This is a genomic window from Streptomyces sp. NBC_00377, from assembly GCF_036075115.1.
Taxonomy (GTDB): domain Bacteria; phylum Actinomycetota; class Actinomycetes; order Streptomycetales; family Streptomycetaceae; genus Streptomyces.
The window spans coordinates 8548696-8565282 of record NZ_CP107958.1 but is presented as its reverse complement, the minus strand read 5'-3'; the positions used below and the strand labels follow the sequence as shown (position 1 = coordinate 8565282).

Annotated in this window: 15 protein-coding genes; 11 read left to right on the top strand and 4 right to left on the bottom strand. The window is 70.6% G+C overall.

Translation table 11 applies throughout. The annotated features are described in order from the left end of the window. Positions 1–104: 104 nt before the first annotated feature. The 4 genes from OHS71_RS38080 (at position 105) to hemC (ending at position 2633) form a co-directional block, all read left to right on the top strand. Positions 105–881 carry an NPP1 family protein gene (locus OHS71_RS38080; protein WP_328483882.1) on the top strand — a complete coding sequence of 259 codons (777 nt, stop codon included), beginning with the start codon at positions 105–107 and terminating at the stop codon, positions 879–881. A 78-nt stretch (positions 882–959) separates the two neighbouring features. Further along, positions 960–1106 carry a hypothetical protein gene (locus OHS71_RS38075; protein ID WP_328483881.1) on the top strand — a complete coding sequence of 49 codons (147 nt, stop codon included), beginning with the start codon at positions 960–962 and terminating at the stop codon, positions 1104–1106. Further along, entirely contained in the window at positions 1103–1570 is a 468-nt protein-coding gene (locus OHS71_RS38070) for a GNAT family N-acetyltransferase (protein WP_328483880.1), read from the top strand. The genes OHS71_RS38075 and OHS71_RS38070 overlap by 4 nt, the downstream gene beginning before the upstream one ends. A 127-nt stretch (positions 1571–1697) precedes the next feature. Next, positions 1698–2633 (top strand): hydroxymethylbilane synthase, encoded by a 936-nt coding sequence (gene hemC, locus OHS71_RS38065; protein WP_328483879.1) that lies wholly within the window; start codon positions 1698–1700, stop codon positions 2631–2633. Positions 2634–2693: 60 nt separating this feature from the next. On the opposite strand, the gene OHS71_RS38060 is transcribed toward hemC, so the two are convergent. Then, a complete protein-coding gene (locus OHS71_RS38060; protein WP_328483878.1) occupies positions 2694–3215 on the bottom strand; it encodes a hypothetical protein in 522 nt (173 codons plus the stop codon). 586 nt (positions 3216–3801) lie between these two features. On the opposite strand from OHS71_RS38060, the gene OHS71_RS38055 reads away from it, so the two are divergent. Then, positions 3802–4593 (top strand): SigB/SigF/SigG family RNA polymerase sigma factor, encoded by a 792-nt coding sequence (locus OHS71_RS38055; protein ID WP_328483877.1) that lies wholly within the window; start codon positions 3802–3804, stop codon positions 4591–4593. A gap of 3 nt (positions 4594–4596) precedes the next feature. Here OHS71_RS38055 and OHS71_RS38050 read toward each other — a convergent pair whose 3' ends face one another. Then, entirely contained in the window at positions 4597–4932 is a 336-nt protein-coding gene (locus OHS71_RS38050; protein ID WP_328483876.1) for an ANTAR domain-containing protein, read from the bottom strand. A 100-nt stretch (positions 4933–5032) separates the two neighbouring features. Here OHS71_RS38050 and OHS71_RS38045 point away from each other — a divergent pair, with 100 nt between their 5' ends. Continuing rightward, on the top strand, positions 5033–5836 hold the full coding sequence (locus OHS71_RS38045; RefSeq protein ID WP_328483875.1) for a VOC family protein: 804 nt from the start codon (positions 5033–5035) through the stop codon (positions 5834–5836). A 46-nt stretch (positions 5837–5882) separates the two neighbouring features. Here the strand turns inward: OHS71_RS38045 and glgX are convergent, their stop codons facing one another. Next, positions 5883–8000, bottom strand: coding sequence for a glycogen debranching protein GlgX (gene glgX, locus OHS71_RS38040; protein WP_328483874.1), 2118 nt, complete (start codon positions 7998–8000; stop codon positions 5883–5885). Positions 8001–8035: 35 nt separating this feature from the next. After that, a complete protein-coding gene (locus tag OHS71_RS38035; RefSeq protein ID WP_328483873.1) occupies positions 8036–8548 on the bottom strand; it encodes a pep a2 in 513 nt (170 codons plus the stop codon). A gap of 294 nt (positions 8549–8842) precedes the next feature. Between OHS71_RS38035 and OHS71_RS38030 the strand changes: the two genes are divergently transcribed. The 5 genes from OHS71_RS38030 to glgB all read left to right on the top strand — a co-directional run bounded on the left by OHS71_RS38030 (position 8843) and on the right by glgB (position 16540). After that, positions 8843–9142, top strand: coding sequence for a DUF5133 domain-containing protein (locus OHS71_RS38030; protein WP_328483872.1), 300 nt, complete (start codon positions 8843–8845; stop codon positions 9140–9142). Positions 9143–9215: 73 nt separating this feature from the next. Continuing rightward, positions 9216–11171, top strand: a complete 1956-nt coding sequence (locus tag OHS71_RS38025; protein ID WP_328483871.1) for an alpha-1,4-glucan--maltose-1-phosphate maltosyltransferase — start codon at positions 9216–9218, stop codon at positions 11169–11171. A 32-nt stretch (positions 11172–11203) separates the two neighbouring features. After that, the gene (treS, locus tag OHS71_RS38020; RefSeq protein ID WP_328483870.1) at positions 11204–12940 is read left to right on the top strand and encodes a maltose alpha-D-glucosyltransferase; all 1737 of its coding nucleotides are present in this window, start codon (positions 11204–11206) and stop codon (positions 12938–12940) included. Between the two features lie 28 nt (positions 12941–12968). Then, entirely contained in the window at positions 12969–14330 is a 1362-nt protein-coding gene (locus tag OHS71_RS38015; protein ID WP_328483869.1) for a maltokinase N-terminal cap-like domain-containing protein, read from the top strand. Positions 14331–14335: 5 nt separating this feature from the next. Next, positions 14336–16540, top strand: a complete 2205-nt coding sequence (gene glgB, locus OHS71_RS38010) for a 1,4-alpha-glucan branching enzyme (RefSeq protein WP_328483868.1) — start codon at positions 14336–14338, stop codon at positions 16538–16540. The last annotated feature ends 47 nt before the right edge of the window (positions 16541–16587 follow it).

Genomic DNA, 16587 nt, shown 5'->3' with positions numbered 1-16587 from the left:
GCGACCTCTTGGCGCGGAAGGGAAAACCGGGGAAGCTGAGCTGCTTTTCAACTCCCTCTCCCCACCCAGCCGTTCGGCTGCGCCCGGACCCCGAGGAGGACGCAGTGTCGTCACCGAAGTTCAAGGCACACCGCAGGAGGTGGCTCACCGGGTTCGCCGGCGCCGCCGCGCTCGTCGTCGCGTTTCCTTCGGCGGCCTTCGCAGCCCCGCCGACGGCCCTTCCGTCCAACGCCGAAGCCGCCGAGCTGACGTACCAGCCCGCGTTCGACTACGACACGGACGGCTGCTACTCCACCCCCGCCATCGGCCCCGACGGCACGATAAACGGCGGACTGAAGCCCACCGGCGCCCTCAACGGCAGCTGCCGGGACGCCTCCGACCTGGACAACACCAACAGCTACTCACGCTACAAGTGCAACAACGGCTGGTGCGCCTACATGTACGGCCTGTACTTCGAGAAGGACCAGGCAGTGGCGGGCAGCAGCATCGGCGGCCACCGGCACGACTGGGAGCACGTCGTGATCTGGGTGCAGAACGGCCAGGTCCAGTACGTCTCCACGTCCAACCACGGTTCGTTCACCGTGACCGCTGCCTCCGGCGTCCGCTTCGACGGCTCGCACGCCAAGATCGTGTATCACAAGGACGGTATCCGCACGCACTGCTTCCGGCTGGCGAACCCGGGTGACGAGCCGCCGGAGAACCACAAGGGCACCTGGCAGTACCCGCCGCTGGTCGGCTGGAACGGCTACCCGGCGGGCCTGCGCGACAAGCTGAGCGCGTACGACTTCGGCAGCGCCAACTTCGGCCTGAAGGACGCCAACTTCACCAACCACCTGTCGTCGGCGAAGCCGGCCGGGATCGCCTTCGATCCCGCCGCGTGAACCACGGCCGCCGTCCACGGCCGGGGAGCGCGCTTCCCGACCGTGGACGGCGGCGCACGCACGCCCCATGATGTCCGGATGGATCTTCTCGACGAACTGCCGCCGGCCGTGTCGGCGAAGGAACTGCTCGCCCCCGCCGAGGGCCGTCACGCCCACGCCGCGCGGCCGTCGGGTGCCCAGGCGGCCGCCGGGGGCGCGGACACCGTCGAGGGGGACGTCCGGTGACCGCCGCCGCCCGGGTCCGGCACGCCGAGCGCTCCGATCTGCCGCGCGTCGCCGAACTCGCCGCGCAGCACGCGGAGTACGAGCGCGCCGCCCCGCCCGCGACCGACCTCGCGGAGCGTCTGGCCGGGGTCCTCTTCGACGCCCCGGTACGCCGTCTGTACTGCCTGGTCGCCGAAGTGCCCGGCGGCGAGGTCGTCGGCTACGCGACCTGCTCGCCCGAACTCTCCACCTGGGAGTGCCGCGAGTACCTCCACATGGACTGCCTGTTCCTCCTCCCCGGCCATCGCGGCCTGGGCCTGGGCGCCCTGTTGGTGGAGGCCGTGGCGGTGCAGGCCCGGAGCCTGGGCCTGAGCGAGGTGCAGTGGCAGACCCCGGCCTGGAACGAGGGGGCGATCCGCTTCTACGCCCGGCTCGGCGCCCTCGGCTCCGACAAGCGGCGCTTCACCTTCGAGGTGTCCCCCTGACGGCTACCGGGTGGGCGTCCGGCGCTCCCGGCCACGGCCGAGAACCCGCCACGGGCGGGCCGCCCGCCCGTGGCCGAAACCGCCGACCGGCACGGCCCACGGGTCGCGAGGGTCTATCGTGTCCCGCATGTCCGTTCCGGAACTGATCCGTATCGTCTCCCGCGACTCGCCCATGGCTCTGGCCCAAGTGGAGCGGGTGCGGGCCGAGTTGACTGCCCTGCATCCCGGGATCCGCACCCAGGTCGTGCCCGTGAGAACGACCGGCGACAAGTGGATGGGCGATCTCTCCCAGGTCGAGGGCAAGGGCGCGTTCACCAAGGAGGTCGACGCGGCGCTGCTGGCCGGTGCGGCGGATCTCGCGGTGCACTGCGTCAAGGACGTACCGGCGGACCGGCCGCTGCCCGCGGGCACGGTGTTCGCCGCGTTCCTGAAGCGGGACGACATCCGCGACGCCCTCGTGCACCCGGGCGGCCGCACCCTGGACGAGCTGCCGGCCGGGACGCGCATCGGCACCTCCTCGGTGCGCCGGGTCGCCCAGCTCGCCGCCACCCACCCTCACCTGGAGTGTGTGCCGTTCCGCGGCAACGCCAACCGGCGGCTGGAGAAGCTGGCGGCGGGCGAGGCGGACGCGCTGCTGCTCGCCGTGTCGGGCCTGGAGCGCATCGGCCGCGGGGACGTCATCACCGAGGTGCTGTCGCCCGAGACGATGATGCCGCCGATCGGCGCGGGCGTCCTCGCCCTCCAGTGCCGCGTCGGCGACGACGACGTCATCGACGCCGTCAGCGGGCTCGGCGACCCGGCCACCCATCGGGAGGCCACGGCGGAGCGCATGTTCCTGCACGTGCTCCAGGGACACTGCAACAGCCCGATCGCCGGTTTCGCACAGGTCGACCGCAGCGGCGAACTGTCCTTGCGGGCCTGTGTGTTCACCCCGGACGGCAAGACCCGGCTGAACGCCCACGAATGGGCGGGCCGGCTGGACCCGGCGACGCTCGGCACGTCGGTGGCGGTGGCGCTGCTGCGGCAGGGCGCGCGCGAGATCATCGACGGCATCCCGCACTGACCGCCCGCCGGCGGGTGCGCGGCACCCGTCAGGCGCTGCCTGGCGGGTGCGCGGCACCCGTCAGGCGCTGCCCTCTTCGGCCTGGTCGCGCAGGAAGTTGCTCACCTGACGGGCCAGGCTGTCGCGTCCGGCGCCGGCAGGCGCGCCGCCGGAGCTCTCGGCCAGCCCGATGCCGCCGGTCCACAGCCGGCGGTCGGCCCAGTCGTCGTCGACGCGCAACTGGATCTGGACGTCCACCTGCCCGAGCGACGCCTCGGGTCCCGCCGCGTAGAGCACGGCGGTGGCCCGGCGCAGCGGATAGACGTCGAAGCCCTCGATGAACTGCGAGTTGCGCCAGTCGATGAACGCGCTCTCGCCCTCGGGGCCCAGCCGCACGTCGATCTGGCCGTCCTCGAGATGGATCGTGGAGTGCTTGGCGCCCCGGTTCTCGACGGTCACCCGCAGGCAGAAGTACGTCAGGCCCTCGGCGGCGTCGTCGCGCCCCCTGGGCGGCTCGCTCTGCTCCAGGCGGTGGACGAGGACGCGCAGACCGGCATACTCGTCGTACTCCTGCCAGTCCCCGACCACGTTCGGCTCGTACACAGTCCACCTCTCGACTTCTACCGGCTGCTTCCTATCCGTGCGCCGATCGCACTGTCAAATGAGCAGAATGCGCTGTGGCCAGGGAATTCATCCCCTTTGATCGCTGATCAAGCCGTGCGCAGGCAGTATCCGCCGGTGGAGCGCGACAGGGCTCGCCGCGGGCGTGCCGCACATCACTCCCCGGGGCAAGATCAGCGAGCCGGCCGCCAGGAGCCCTCGTCTCGCCCTCGACCGCGTGGCACGGTGCGCGGCCGCCACACTCGGCGCATCGCCACGGGATCCTGTCCGCGGCGCCGCCGTTCGCCGTGACTCCCCGGTCCGATACGCCGGCACCGGGCTCTCTCGAAACCCATCACTCGGACGGGTGATCGAGGGAACGCCGGGAAGAAGCAAGAGCGAGATGGAACAAAAGGGGACAGACCGTTTCAAGGGGGCCCATCGCGGGAATCCGGAAGGAGTGCTTCGGACAGGAGGCACGTCCGTGGGATCCGCCGAACGGCCGGTCCCGGGTGCACTCCCGTCGGCCCGAGCGCGAGACCCCACGGTCCGATCCTCCATCGGCAACCTCCCGGGGAAGGCCCGCGTCATGCCCAGCACCGTCAGAACCAGACAACACCCCCACGACGACGCCCCGGACACCGGCGAGTCGTTCGTACGGCTGGCCGCCCTGTCCGACGGGCCGGAGCGCCAGGCGCTCCGGGACGAACTGGTCCGCCTGTGGCTGCCCATGGCCGAGCGGATCGCCATCCGTTTCCGCGGGCGCGGAGAGAACCTCGAGGACCTCTACCAGGTCGCCGCCCTGGGACTCGTGAAGGCCGTCGACCACTACGATCCCGAGCGCGGCCGCGCCTTCGAGGCGTACGCGGTACCGACGATCACCGGTGAGATCAAGCGGCACTTCCGCGACCACATGTGGACCCTGCACGTACCGCGCCGGGTCCAGGACCTGCGCAACCGGGTGCGCAACGCCGCGAAGGAGCTGTCGCAGACGACTCCGGGCGGGCCGCCGAGCATCGCCGAGATCGCCGCGTACACGCAGCTGACCGAGGACGAGGTGCGTACCGGGGCAGAGGCGCTGGAGTGCTTCTCCGCGCTGTCACTGGAGGCCGAGCTGCCGGGCACCGACGGCTACGCGCTCGAGGACGCCCTCGGCGACCCCGATCCGGGCTACGACACGGTCGTCGACCGGGTGGCCGCGGCGCCCTGTCTGCGGGCCCTCCCGGAGCGCGAACGGAAGATCCTGTACCTGCGGTTCTTCGCGGGCATGACGCAGAGCCGGATAGCGGAGGAACTGGGCATCTCGCAGATGCACGTCTCACGGCTGCTCAGCGGCTGCTTCGCACGGCTGCGCGAGGAGATCGCCGCCGAGACGACGTGACGTTCACTCCAACGGCGGCGCACCCGGGATCTGGGTGGGGCCGTACCGGTCGAGGAGGTCCTCCAGCTGCGCGCGGATCTCCTGCGGCATCTCCCCCGTGCGTCCCCAGACGAGAATCAGTTCGGCGACGTTGCGCAGCCTGATGTTGGTGTGCTGCGAGACCTCCTTCAGCACCTGCCAGCCCTGGTCCGGCGCCATCCGCCCGAGAGCCACCACGACCCCTATCGCCTGGTCCACCACGGCGTGGGAGGCGATCGCCTCCTTCAGCTGGTCGACCTCCTCCTGGAGCGCGAAGATCCGCGCCGTTTCGTCACTCGGTCCGTGCGGTACTCGGCTCACCGCTCCATCGTGCCACCGGGCGGCTCGGCAGGCGCTCGGGACCGTTCCGGCCGGACACTGGTGGCAGCCCCGTCCGCCACCGACCAGGAACGCGAGTCCCATGAACCGTCGCCCGACATCCGCCCCCGGTGCACGCGGATCCGTCTCCACGGACTCCGTGTTCGGTGCGCCCTGCTGGGTGAGTCTGACCAGCCGCAACCTGGACGCCACGCAGGACTTCTACCGGGCCGTGCTGGGCTGGGAGTGGCGCCGGGGCGTGCTCGGCGACCACTTCCGTACGGCGCTGGTCGGCAACGTCCCGGTCGCCGGGGTCGCCGCCGTCGCCTCGATGTGGCAGATGGCGGTCGCCTGGACGCCGTACTTCGCCGTACCCGCCGCGGACGTGGCCGCGTCCCGGGCCAGGGAGCGCGGCGGGACCGTGGCCGTCGGGCCGATCTCGCTGCCGCCCGGCCGGGCGGCACTCCTGGCCGACCGGGACGGGGCGACCTTCGGGATCTGGGAGGGGGAGCTGATCGGCAACTGGGAGGCCTGGCGGCAGGCGGCGCCCGCCTTCATCAGACTCCACACCCGCGACGCCTTCGACTCCGCCATCTTCTACGGCGAGATCCTCGACTGGGCGACAGACCGTCCGGGCAGCGTCGAGGTCCACTACGAGCGCGGCGAGGTCGTGCTGCGCAGCCGGGGCGATGTCGTCGCGCGGATCGAGTCGGGCGCGCTGGAGGCGGCGCCCGACCCCACCATCCGCCCGCACTGGCAGGTCCACTTCGCCGTCGCGGACGTGGCGGCCTGCGCCCGGGCCGCGGAGAAGCACGGCGGCAGCGTGCTGGTCGAGACAGGCCACGAGGCCGTGCTGCGCGATCCGGACGGCGCCCAGTTCACCGTGACCTCACGCCGGCAGCGCTGACGGCCGCCGGCGCCGGGCCCCGCCGGGCCCACCGGGTCGTGCGCTGTCACGCCGAACGGCGCGGGGGCCGTGCCAGCACGATCAGACTGCGGGCCTCCAGTGTCACCTCCGCGCCCGCCTTGTACTCCGTCTCGTCCGGGCCTGCGTCCGGCTCCGCGGTGTCGGCGCACACCGTCCAGCGCTCGCCGTACGCGGCGCCGGGCAGCCGGAAGACGACCGGTTCCCAGTAGCTGTTGAACAGCAGCAGGAACGAGTCGTCCACGACGGGCCGGCCGCGGGGGTCGGGTTCGGCGATGGCGTCGCCGTTGAGGAAGACACCGACGCTGTGCGCGTCGTCGCGCTGCCAGTCGTGGTCCGTCATCTCGCCCGCGTCCGGCCGCAGCCAGACCAGATCCGACAGCGGCTGCCCGGCGTGCCTGACGGTTTTTCCCCGGAAGTACCGGCGCCGGCGCAGCACGGGGTGGGCGGCACGCAGGGCGACCAGACGCCGGCAGAAGTCCCTGAGGCTCTGCTGCTCGTCGGTCAACCGCCAGTCCACCCACGAGACTTCGCTGTCCTGGCAGTAGGCGTTGTTGTTGCCGCCCTGGGTGCGGCCGAGTTCGTCGCCGTGGCCGATCATCGGGATGCCCTGCGACAGCAGCAGCGTGGCGAGCAGATTGCGCTGCTGCCTGGACCGCAGTTCGAGCACCGCGGGGCGCTCGGTGGGACCCTCCGTCCCGCAGTTCCAGGAACGGTTGGTGTTCTCGCCGTCCTTGTCGTCCTCGCCGTTGGCCTCGTTGTGCTTGTCGTTGTACGAGACGAGGTCGCGCAGGGTGAACCCGTCGTGGGCGGTGACGAAGTTGACGCTGGCGCGCGGGCGGCGCCTGCTGTGGGCGTACAGGTCCGGGGAGCCGGTCAGCCGGGAGGCGAACTCGCCCAGCGAACCGGGTTCCGACCGCCAGAAGTCGCGTACGGCGTCACGGTAGAGGCCGTTCCACTCCGACCACAGCGCGGGGAAGTTGCCCACCTGATAGCCGCCCTCGCCGACGTCCCACGGTTCGGCGATCAGTTTGACCCGGCTGATCACGGGGTCCTGCTGGATGAGGTCGAAGAACACGGAGAGCCGGTCCACCTCGTGGAACTGGCGGGCGAGTGTGGCCGCGAGGTCGAACCGGAAGCCGTCGACATGCATCTCGGTCACCCAGTACCGCAGCGAGTCCATGATCAGCTGGAGGACGTGCGGGTGGCGCATGAGCAGGCTGTTGCCGGTCCCGGTGGTGTCGTAGTAGTGCGCCCAGTCGCCGTCCACGAGCCGGTAGTAGGAGGCGTTGTCGATGCCCCGGAAGGAGAGGGTGGGACCCTTCTCGTTGCCCTCGGCGGTGTGGTTGTAGACGACGTCCAGGATCACTTCGAGACCGGCCTCGTGGAGCGCCTTCACCATGGACTTGAACTCGGCGACCTGCTCGCCGCGGGTGCCTCCGGCGGCATAGCCGTTGTGCGGGGCGAAGAAGCCGATGGTGTTGTAGCCCCAGTAGTTGGAGAGCCCCCGGTCCGTCAGCACGCCGTCCTGCACGTACTGATGCACGGGCATCAGCTCGATCGCAGTGATGCCCAACGAGACGAGGTGCCCGGTCACCGCGGGGTGCGCGAGGCCGGCGTAGGTGCCCCGCAGCTCGGGCGGCACGTCGGGGTGGGTACGGGTCAGGCCGCGCACATGGGCCTCGTAGATCACCGTGTCGGCGTAGGGGCGTCGGCGCGGTTCGTCGTCGCCCCAGTCGAACGCGGGGTCGGTGACCACGCCGAGCATGGTGTGCCCGGCACTGTCCGACGGGTCGGGGCGGTCACCGGCCCGCTCGAACAGGGAGGCGTGGTTGTCGATCTGGCCGTCGACGGCACGGGCGTAGGGGTCGAGGAGCAGCTTCGCCGGATTGCAACGATGCCCGGAGGACGGGTCCCAGGGCCCGTGCACGCGGAAGCCGTAGCGCTGCCCCGGGCCGGTCCCGGGCAGATAGGCGTGCCGGACGAAGCCGTCGACCTCGGTGAGCGGGACTTCGCGGGCGGTGCCGTCGTCGTCGACGAGGACGAGGTCGACGCGTTCGGCGACCTCGCTGAACAGTGCGAAGTTGGTGCCCTGTCCGTCGAAGTCGGCGCCCAACGGGAAGGGGTGCCCGCTCCACGCGGGCACCCCGGCACTCCGGTTCTTCCGGTTCGGCCGTGAGGTCACCGGGCGGCCTCCAGCACGCCACTCGTCCCGTCCGCTGTGGCCGCCAGGGCCGCCACCGGCAACTCGCGGGGCACTTGGAGCACCTCGCGCAGGTCCGGCGCGGGCGTGGTCGGCACCAGCGGGACGCGCTCGCCGGAGCGGGCCCGCTGGGAGAACCAGATGACCGTGCTTCCGGTGTCGGTGGCGCAGCAGCCCCAGCCGTCGCTCATCGCGGCGATGCGCTCCAGACAGGCGCGCAGGTCCGGGTCGGGTCGGAGGCGCCGGTCGGCGCCCCCGACGGCTGTGATCAGGTGTTGCCCGTTCCACCACATCTCGATCGAGGTGTGCTTGTCCGTGGCGTGTTCGTCGATGGCGGTCAGCAGCATCTCCGTGCCGCGGCAGACGGTCTCGACGTGCGCCTCGAGGTCCCAGTACTGGAGGTGAGCGGCCAGAATGCGCCTGACCTGTCCGACCCGTTCCGGACTGACGTCCACATCGAGGTGGTAGTAGCAGGGGACTGCTGTCTTCATCGTCGTTCGCTCCTCACCGGCGAGGCTCCCACTCCTGCTCGGCCCGACGGGCCAGAGTTCCCATTACGAAGCGTGAGCGGTAATCGCTTCAGAGTCACAACCACAGTGGGGCTGCTACGCCATTCGTGCAACACGAGCACACCACAACCAAGATCCAACAGGACGTTGGGTGATGCGCCGTGCACCATAAGTGAAGGCCGCGGGAGGTTGGACGCGTTTTGCGCCTCTGTGGAGGGGCCGACCCGCTCGCCTCGAGCGACGTACCTCTGTGACTCCCGGAAGGTGACCAGCGCGATGCTGCAACCAGCGAAGACCGAAGTCGCCAGAACCTTGCGCAGCTACCGGGCCTGGGAGCGGGACATGCTGGCGCGTCCCGAAGACCGCACGGCGCGGGCCGCATTCGAGGACTGCGGCTACACGTTGTGCGTGCTGATGGGCAAACGCTGCGCCCGGGAGGCCGCGGACGCCGCGGAGCAGTACCTGCGCGCCGGAGCCGACGCACATCACCGGGAGCGCAGGGCGCCCCACCTCAGGAACGGCGTCGCACGGCTCGCCGTGACACGGCCCCTCCCCCGCCTGCCGGCGGAGACGTAGCGCTCCGCCTCGGTGCGTCCGATCGCCCAACACCGGGCGATCGAAGCCATTTTCAGTCAACGGAGGTGCAAGGGTGAAGTCCACCAGGGCGATCGGCCGAATCCCGGTGCGGGACGTCGAACCGTGCGTCGAGTGCGGTAGGCGGCCGGCGAAAGCCGTGACCGGGGAGACGGTGCGGATCTCCGCGACGGTGTTCCGGGAGGGCCATGACGCCATCGGCGCCAACGTGGTCCTCAAGGGCCCGGACGGCGGCCGTGGGCCCTGGACACCGATGCGCGAGCTCGCCCCCGGCAGCGACCGCTGGGGAGCCGATGTGACCCTGGAGGCCATGGGCCGCTGGACCTACACCGTGGAGGCCTGGAGCGACCCGATCGCCACCTGGCGGCGCCACGCGGCGATCAAGATCCCGGCGGGAATCGACGCGGGTCTGGTGCTGGAGGAGGGCGGCCGGCTGTACGAGCGGGCGGCCACCCGTGCCCCGCGCGGACCGGAGCGCACCCTGATGCGGGACGCGGCGAGGCAACTGCTCGACGACTCGGTCCCGGTGACCGAGCGCTACGCGGCGGCTCTGACGCCGGAGGTCGACGACGTACTCGGCCGGTACCCGCTGCGGGACCTGGTCACCGCCTCCGAGCCGCTGCCGCTGCTCGTCGAGCGCGAGCGCGCCCTGTACGGCGCCTGGTACGAGTTCTTCCCCCGCTCCGAGGGGACCGCCGAGCAGCCGCACGGCACGTTCCGCACCGCCGCGCGCAGACTGCCCGCCATCGCCGCGATGGGCTTCGACGTCGTCTACCTCCCGCCCATCCACCCCATCGGCACCACGTTCCGCAAGGGCCGCAACAACACCCTCGACCCCGGCCCCGACGACGTCGGCGTGCCCTGGGCGATCGGCTCGCCGGAGGGCGGCCACGACGCCGTCCACCCCGACCTGGGCACCCTGGAGGACTTCTCCTGGTTCGTGGAGCAGGCACATGAGCTCGGTCTGGAGATCGCCCTCGACTTCGCCCTCCAGTGCTCCCCCGACCACCCCTGGGTGCACAAGCACACGGACTGGTTCCACCACCGGCCCGACGGCACCATCGCCTACGCCGAGAACCCGCCGAAGAAGTACCAGGACATCTACCCGATCGCCTTCGACGCCGACATGAAGGGGCTGGTGGCGGAGACGGTGCGGGTGCTGCGGCACTGGATGTCGTACGGGGTGCGGATCTTCCGGGTGGACAACCCGCACACCAAGCCGGTCGTGTTCTGGGAGCGGGTCATCGCGGACGTCAACCGCACCGACCCCGACGTGATCTTCCTCGCCGAGGCCTTCACCCGGCCCGCGATGATGCACACCCTCGGCCAGATCGGCTTCCAGCAGTCGTACACCTACTTCACCTGGCGCAACACCAAGCAGGAACTGACGGAGTACCTCACCGAACTCTCGGGGGACGCCGCCTCCTACATGCGGCCCAACTTCTTCGCCAACACCCCCGACATCCTGCCCGCCTACCTCCAGCAGGGCGGCCGCCCCGCCTTCGAGATCCGCGCCGTCCTGGCCGCGACCCTCTCCCCCACCTGGGGCCTCTACAGCGGCTACGAACTCTGCGAGAACACACCCCTGCGCGAGGGCGGCGAGGAATACCTCGACTCGGAAAAATACCAGCTCAAACCCCGTGACTGGGCGGCCGCCGAGCGGGAGGGCCGCAGCATCGCCCCCCTCGTCACCAAGCTCAACGAGATCCGGCGGGCGAACCCCGCCCTGCACTGGCTGCGCAACCTCCGTTTCCACGGCACGGACAACCACTCCGTGATGGCGTACAGCAAGCGTGCCGGGTCGAACACGGTTCTGGTGGTCGTCAACCTCGACCCCCACCACACCCAGGAGGCGACGGTGTCGTTGGACATGCCGCAACTCGGCCTGGACGACGGCGCAACCCTGACCGTGCACGACGAACTGACCGGCGAGACGTACGCCTGGGGCAGGACGAACTACGTGCGCCTGGAGCCCGGCCGGACACCCGCCCACGTGTTCCTCGTCCGGTGACCCGCACCGCCGATCGGAGGCCCCAGCCCGCCATGACCGTCAACTCCCCTGTCCAGGACACCTTCGAGGACACCCCCGCCAAGGACCGCGACCCCGAGTGGTTCAAACGCGCCGTGTTCTACGAGGTCCTCGTCCGCTCCTTCCAGGACAGCAACGGCGACGGCGTCGGCGACCTCAAGGGCATCACCGCCAAACTCGACTACCTGCAATGGCTCGGAGTCGACTGCCTCTGGCTGCCGCCCTTCTTCAAATCACCCCTGCGCGACGGCGGATACGACGTGTCCGACTACACCGCCGTCCTCCCCGAATTCGGCGACCTCGCCGACTTCGTGGAATTCGTCGACGCCGCCCACCAACGCGGCATGCGCGTCATCATCGACTTCGTGATGAACCACACCAGCGACCAGCACCCGTGGTTCCAGGAATCGAGAAAAGACCCCGACGGACCCTACGGCGACTACTACATGTGGGCCGACGACGACAAACAGTACGCCGACGCCCGCATCATCTTCGTCGACACCGAAGTCTCCAACTGGACCTTCGACCCCGTCCGCAAGCAGTACTTCTTCCACCGCTTCTTCTCCCACCAGCCGGACCTCAACTACGAGAACCCGGCCGTCCAGGAGGAGATGATCTCCGCGCTGCGGTTCTGGCTGGACCTCGGCATCGACGGCTTCCGGCTCGACGCGGTGCCCTACCTGTACGCCGAGGAGGGCACGAACTGCGAGAACCTCCCCGCCACCCACGAGTTCCTCCGAAGGGTCCGCAAGGAGATCGACGCCGCCTACCCGGACACCGTGATCCTCGCCGAGGCCAACCAGTGGCCCGAGGACGTCGTCGACTACTTCGGCGACTACGCCTCCGGCGGCGACGAATGCCACATGGCATTCCACTTCCCCGTCATGCCCCGCATCTTCATGGCCGTCCGACGGGAATCCCGCTACCCGGTCTCCGAAATCCTCGCGAAAACCCCCGCGATCCCCTCCCGCTGCCAATGGGGAATCTTCCTGCGCAACCACGACGAGCTCACCCTCGAAATGGTCACCGACGAAGAACGCGACTACATGTACGCGGAATACGCGAAAGACCCGCGTATGCGCGCCAACATCGGCATCCGCCGCCGGCTCGCACCCCTCCTGGAGAACGACCGCAACCAGATCGAGCTGTTCACCGCCCTGCTGCTCTCCCTGCCCGGCTCGCCGATCCTCTACTACGGCGACGAGATCGGCATGGGCGACAACATCTGGCTCGGCGACCGCGACGCCGTCCGCACCCCGATGCAGTGGACACCGGACCGCAACGCAGGTTTTTCGTCCTGTGACCCCGGGCGGCTGGTCCTGCCGACCATCATGGACCCCGTCTACGGGTACCAGGTCACCAACGTCGAGGCGTCGATGTCGTCGCCCTCCTCGCTGCTGCACTGGACCCGCCGGATGATCGAGATCCGCAAGCAGAACCCCGCCTTCGGCCTCGGCACCTACACCGAACTCCCGTCCTCCAACCCGGCCGTCCTCGCCTTCCTGCGCGAGGCGCCCCTGAAGGAGGGCGAAGGAGACGACGTGGTGCTGTGCGTGCACAACTTCTCACGCTTCGCACAGCCCACCGAGCTCGACCTGCGCCGGTTCGACGGCCGCCATCCCGTCGAGCTGTTCGGCGGGGTCCGCTTCCCCGCCGTCGGCGAACTGCCCTACCTGCTCACGCTCGCGGGCCACGGCTTCTATTGGTTCCGGCTCACCAGAGCCGCGTCCCGGATCGGCCGCCGCCCGTGAGCGAGCGCCGGGGAAAGGATGGGTCACCGTGACGAAGACCGCACCCCTGCGACCGAGCGGCCCGAGCGGAGTACGCTCCGTCGGGCCGCTGGCCGCGCTGCTCTGCGAGTGGCTGCCGCGGCAGCGCTGGTTCGCCGGCAAGGACCGGCCCCTCACCGACCTGCGCATGCTGTCGATGACCGAGCTGTACCCGGGCTGTCTGCATCTCCTCGTGCACGCCGACCAGTCGGGCGTCCCGACCCCCGGGGGCACACCCCCCGCCGGGGACTGCTACCAGCTGCTCCTCGGCGTACAGGAACACCTGTCACCGCGCCTGGGGCGGGCTCTGATCGGCAGGGTGGAGGAAGGACCGATGGCCGGTCTGACGATCCACGACGCGCTCCAGGACCCCCGGTCGGCGCATCTGCTCCTGGAGCGGATGCGGCACCCCGGCACACTGGGCCCGCTCTGCTTCGAGTCCGACCCGTCCGTCTCGCTGCCCCCCGGGCTCGCGCCGCGGCTGCTCGAGGCCGAGCAGTCCAACACCTCGCTGGTGTACGGGGACGCGTTCATCCTGAAGATCTTCCGGCGGATCCAGCCGGGGGTGAACCCCGATCTGGAGGTGCCGGTCGCGCTGGCCGGACAGGGGTGCGGGCGGGTGCCCGCGCCCGTGGCCTGGTTCCGCACGACCCATCCCCAGGAGGCGACACTCGGCGTCCTCCAGCCGTTCCTGCCCGACGCCTCGGACGGCTGGACGCTGGCGCTGCGAGCCCTCGCCCGCGGCGAGGACTTCACCGCGCAGGCCGAGGAACTGGGCAGGGCCACGGCGGACGTGCACCTCGCGCTGGCCGCTGCGCTGCCGGCCGGTCCGGACGCCGAGGACGGGCGGACGGCGGCCGCGATGACCGAGCGGCTGGAGGCGGCCGCGCACCATGTGCCGGCGCTGCGTCCGTTCGTGCCCGGCCTCATCACCGCCTTCGGCGCGCTGTCCGTCTGCGACGCCGGGCCGCCCGCCCAGCGCATCCACGGGGACCTGCACCTCGGGCAGGTCCTGCGCGCGGGACGCGACTGGTTCGTCATCGACTTCGAGGGCGAGCCGTCCCGTCCGCTGGCCGAGCGGCGCAGCGCCCACTCCCCGGTCCGGGACATCGCCGGGATGCTGCGCTCGTTCGACTACGCCGCCCGCCAGCGCCGCCCGTGGCGGCCGGAGTGGGCGCGCCGCTGCCGTGAGGCGTACTGCGCGGGCTACGCCGCCCGCGCAGGCTGGGACCCCCGCAAGAAGCATGCCCTGCTGCGTGCCTACGAGACGGACCGTGCCGTGTACGAAGTGCTGTACGAGGCCCGTAACCGCCCCGACTGGCTGCCCGTACCCATGGCGGCGATCGAACGACTCGCCGTCCGAGGAGGCTGACCCCTGTGGCCCTGCGTGACACCTCTCCGCCCGAGTCGGCCGGCCCCCGCCCGTGCACGGCGCCCGCACTCGACCCGGCCGACCGCGGGCGCCTGCTCGCGGGCGCGCACCACGATCCGCACGCCCTGCTGGGCGCACACCCGGTGCCGGACGGGATCCTCTTCCGCGCGCTGCGGCCCTTCGCCGACGCCGTGAGCGTCGTGATCGACGGGACGGCCACCGCGCTGGTCTCGGAGGGAGACGGCCTCTTCGCGGCCGTCCTGCCGCTCGGCGCGGTGCCCGCGTACACGCTGCTGGTCTCGTACGAGGGCGTCGAGCACAAGGTGGACGACCCCTACCGCTTCCTGCCGGCCCTGGGCGACCTGGATCTGCATCTCATCCGGGAGGGGCGGCACGAGGAGCTGTGGAAGGCGCTCGGCGCGGAACCGATGGCCCACGAGGGGGTGACCGGCACCCGGTTCACCGTGTGGGCGCCGAACGCCCAGGGGGTGCGCGTCGCCGGGGACTTCTGTTTCTGGGACGGGACCGCCTTCCCGATGCGGTCCCTCGGTTCGTCCGGCGTGTGGGAGCTGTTCCTGCCCGGTATCGGCGAGGGCGCCCGGTACAAGTTCGAGATCACCTCCCGCTACGGACACCGCTTCCTCAAGGCCGACCCGATGGCCCGGCGCGCGGAGGTGCCGCCGGACACCGCGTCGATCGTGCACGCCTCCCGCTACGACTGGGCGGACCAGGAGTGGATGGCGCACCGCGGCGACGTCCCCGTGCATGTGGCCCCGTTCTCCGTCTACGAGGTTCACCTCCCCTCCTGGCGACCGGGCTCGACGTACCGCCAGCTCGCCGACGAGCTTCCGGCCTACGTCAGCGATCTCGGCTTCACGCATGTGGAGTTCATGCCGGTGGCCCAGCATCCGTTCTCGGGTTCCTGGGGCTACCAGGTCACCGGGTTCTACGCGCCGGCCTCGCGCCTGGGCACGCCCGACGACCTGAAGTTCCTGGTGGACTCCCTGCACCGGGCGGGGATCGGCGTGATCGTGGACTGGGTGCCGGCGCACTTCCCCAAGGACGACTGGGCGCTGGGCCGGTTCGACGGGGACCCGCTGTACGAGCCCGGTGACTCGCGGCGGGCCGAGCACCCGGACTGGGGCACCTACGAGTTCGACTTCGGACGTGTCGAGGTGCGCAACTTCCTCGTGGCGAACGCCACTTACTGGTGCGAGGAGTTCCACGTCGACGGGCTGCGGGTGGACGCCGTCGCCTCCATGCTCTACCTCGACTACTCACGGGACTCCGGGCAGTGGGCGCCCAACGTGTTCGGCGGCCGCGAGGACCTGGACGCGATGGCGTTCCTCCAGGAGATGAACGCGACGGTCTACCGCCGCAACCCGGGGGTCGTGACGATCGCGGAGGAGTCCACCGCGTGGGAAGGCGTGACCCGGCCGACCGACAGCGGCGGTCTGGGCTTCGGGCTGAAGTGGAACATGGGCTGGATGCACGACTCGCTGGAGTACATCGCCAAGGAGCCGGTGCACCGCAAGTACCACCACAACGAGATGACCTTCTCGATGGTCTACGCCTACAGCGAGAACTACGTCCTGCCCATCTCCCACGACGAGGTCGTCCACGGCAAGCAGGCGCTGGTCTCCAAGATGCCGGGCGACTGGTGGCAGCGGCGCGCCAACCACCGCGCGTACCTGGGGTTCATGTGGGCCCACCCCGGCAAGCAGCTCCTCTTCATGGGCCAGGAGTTCGCCCAGGGCGCCGAGTGGTCCGAGGCCGACGGTCCCGAGTGGTGGCTGCTGGACCCGGGTTACGCGTCCGCGGGCGATCACCGGGGCGTGCGGGATCTGGTGCGTGATCTCAACACGGTCTACCGGGCCACCCCGGCCCTGTGGGAGCGCGACACCGATCCCGCCGGGTTCCGCTGGGTGGTCGGCGACGCCGCCGAGGACAACGTCTTCGCGTTCCTGCGCCACGACGCCCACGGCGCTCCGCTCCTCGCCGTCAGCAACTTCTCCCCCGTGGTGCGCCACGACTACCGGCTGCTGGTGCCCGGCGACGTGCCGGCCTGGCGCGAGGTGCTCAACACCGACGCCGAGCGGTACGGGGGCGGTGGTGTCGGGCATCCGGCTCCCGTGGTGTCACGGGAGGGCGGGATCTCGCTCACGCTGCCGCCCCTGGCGACCGTATGGCTGGCGCCGTCGCCCGTGTGAACAGCACCCGACGGGGCATCCGGGTGCGTACCACCCTCCAGAGAAAG